This is a genomic window from Streptomyces sp. WELS2 (assembly GCF_013870595.1).
Taxonomy (GTDB): domain Bacteria; phylum Actinomycetota; class Actinomycetes; order Streptomycetales; family Streptomycetaceae; genus Streptomyces.
In genome coordinates, this window is record NZ_JACBWZ010000985.1 from 1 (window position 1) to 2076 (window position 2076).

General features: G+C 73.4%; 3 protein-coding genes and 1 pseudogene. 3 read left to right on the forward strand and 1 reads right to left on the reverse strand.

Going from position 1 to position 2076, the window contains the following annotated elements; genetic code table 11:
- The coding region (locus tag H5J33_RS32565; RefSeq protein ID WP_181798320.1) for a ketopantoate reductase family protein at positions 1 to 745 on the reverse strand (745 nt) is incomplete at its 3' end.
- Between the two features lie 93 nt (positions 746 to 838).
- Here H5J33_RS32565 and H5J33_RS32570 point away from each other — a divergent pair.
- From H5J33_RS32570 to H5J33_RS32580, 3 genes and pseudogenes are all read left to right on the forward strand, one after another.
- The gene (locus H5J33_RS32570) at positions 839 to 1063 is read left to right on the forward strand and encodes a DUF2277 family protein (RefSeq protein WP_181798321.1); all 225 of its coding nucleotides are present in this window, start codon (positions 839 to 841) and stop codon (positions 1061 to 1063) included.
- 176 nt (positions 1064 to 1239) lie between these two features.
- Positions 1240 to 1695 (forward strand): DoxX family protein, encoded by a 456-nt coding sequence (locus tag H5J33_RS32575; RefSeq protein WP_181798322.1) that lies wholly within the window; start codon positions 1240 to 1242, stop codon positions 1693 to 1695.
- Between the two features lie 147 nt (positions 1696 to 1842).
- Positions 1843 to 2076: pseudogene (locus H5J33_RS32580) on the forward strand (hypothetical protein); the annotation flags it as partial.

Sequence of the window (2076 nt, forward strand, 5' to 3'; positions counted from 1 at the left end):
CGGCCGGGAAGGCGTCGTACCGGGCGAGGGCCCGCACCGGATCGGCCGGCGCGCCGCAGGCCCGGCCGACCGCCGCCGTCTCGGCGACCAGCGCCTCCAGCTCGGCGCGGTGCCGGGTGCGAACGGTGCCGAGGGGAACGCCGTACCGGGTGGTGAGCAGGGCGAACGGGGCGAGGAAGGCCATCTTGGCCCACAGCGCCGCCGACTCGTCCCCGGCCACCCGCGCCGTCGTACCGCACCGCGTGAGCAGGACGGCCAGTGCCTCCAGCCGGGCGCGGGGCACGGCGTCCCCGGCCAGGTCGAGCTCGGTGAACGGGCTGCCGTGTTCGATCACGCCCGGTGCGACGCGGGTGGACTCCACGCGGATCACGGCCGGGGCGACCCGGTCCGGGCGGTAGCGCTCGCGCAGGACGGCGGGGTGTTCGACGCCGTTCAGCAGCGGGACGAGCAGGGCGTCGCCGAGCGCGGCGGGCGGGACCCGGGTGAGGGCGGCGCCGAGCGCGGTGTGCTTGACGGCGACCAGGCAGACGTCCACCGGTGCGCGCAGTTCGGTGTCCGCGTCGACGGCGGCGGTGAAGTCGCCGAACTGCGGACTGCGGACGGTGATGCCGTCGCGGCGCAGCTTTTCGGCCGTTTCCGCACGGGCCAGGCAGAGCACGCGATGGCCGGAACGGGACAGCAGGGCGGCGAGCAGGCCGCCGGTGCCGCCGGGGCCGAGGACGGCCACGGAGAGCGGATGCGTCATGGAGTCGTTCCCTTCGACGGTCGGCCCCGGGAGTCGGTGGCCGCCTTCGCGGTGATCATCGCAGGGCGCGGCGGGCGGCGCGAGACTGGGGACATGTGCCGGAGCATCAAGACGCTGCGCCCGCCCGTGCTGCCAGGTGAGGCCACGGACGACGACATCCGCGCGGCCGCGTTGCAGTACGTCCGAAAGGTTTCGGGCTTCAGGGCCCCCGCCGCCCACAACCGCGAGGCCTTCGACGCGGCGGTGGACGCCGTCGCCCGCGCCACCGCGGAACTCCTGGGCTCGCTGGAGGTGCGGGGACGAGCGGGACCAAGGTGATCACGGACGGTGACGGAGGGGTCGAAGGGGCGGATGGGACGGGCCACCGTTGGCCAGATGTTGAACTTGCAAGTACTGATTAGGTACCCCTAACCTTGGCTTGATTCGGTTCCCCTCCCCACAGCCGGCCTCGTCCCCGGCCGGCCCGACAGACACCGAAGAGGAGTCGTCCCCACATGTCCGCTCGTCTCAATTCCGCTCAGCCCTACGTCCTGGGGCTCTTCCGCATCGTCGTCGGCCTGCTCTTCGCCGTGCACGGTGCCGCTTCCCTGTTCGGCGTCCTCGGCGGTGCCGCCGGCACCAACGGCGGCACCATCGCGGCCGGCACCTGGCCCGGCTGGTACGCGGCCGTCATCCAGCTCGTCGCCGGTGCCCTGGTCCTGCTGGGCCTCGGCACCCGCGGGGCCGCGCTGATCGCCTCGGGCTCCATGGCCTACGCCTACTTCGACGTCCACCAGCGGCTCGCGCTGTGGCCGATACAGAACGGCGGCGAGCTGCCGGTGCTGTTCTGCTGGTCGTTCCTGCTGCTGGTGTTCACCGGCTCCGGCGCCTTCGGCCTGGACCGCCTCCTCGCCCGGCGCCCGGCGCGGGACGAGGCCGGCGCGGCCGAGCAGACCGCGGTGGCGGTCTGAGTCACACCACGTACGGGCGGCCGGCGCACCTCGGGTGACCGGCCGCCCGTGCACGTACCGTGATCGACTCGGGAACCCCCACGCATCTCCTGTCACACCCGCCGCGTACGCTGTACAGCCGTCAACGGGGGAATGTCGGGAGTCGTCGTGTGGGAAAGCGTGGGGTCGCTAGCGGCCGGTCCATGGATCTACGCCGTGGTGGCCGTCTCGGTCCTGCTTGATGTGTTCCTGCCGGTGCTGCCCAGCGGAGTGCTGGTCATCACGGCGGGCACGGCGGCGGCTGCGGGCACCGGCGCGGCCGGCCAGGTCGCGCACGAGGTGCCGGACATCCTGGCCCTGATCCTGTCCGCCGCGACGGCCTCGGTCCTCGGCGACCTGGTG

What these genes read in the sequence shown, in the direction of transcription:
- H5J33_RS32575 (WP_181798322.1), top strand. Translation starts at nt 1,240, where the DNA reads ATGTCCGCTCGTCTCAATTCCGCTCAGCCCTACGTCCTGGGGCTCTTC.
- H5J33_RS32570 (WP_181798321.1), top strand. Translation starts at nt 839, where the DNA reads ATGTGCCGGAGCATCAAGACGCTGCGCCCGCCCGTGCTGCCAGGTGAG.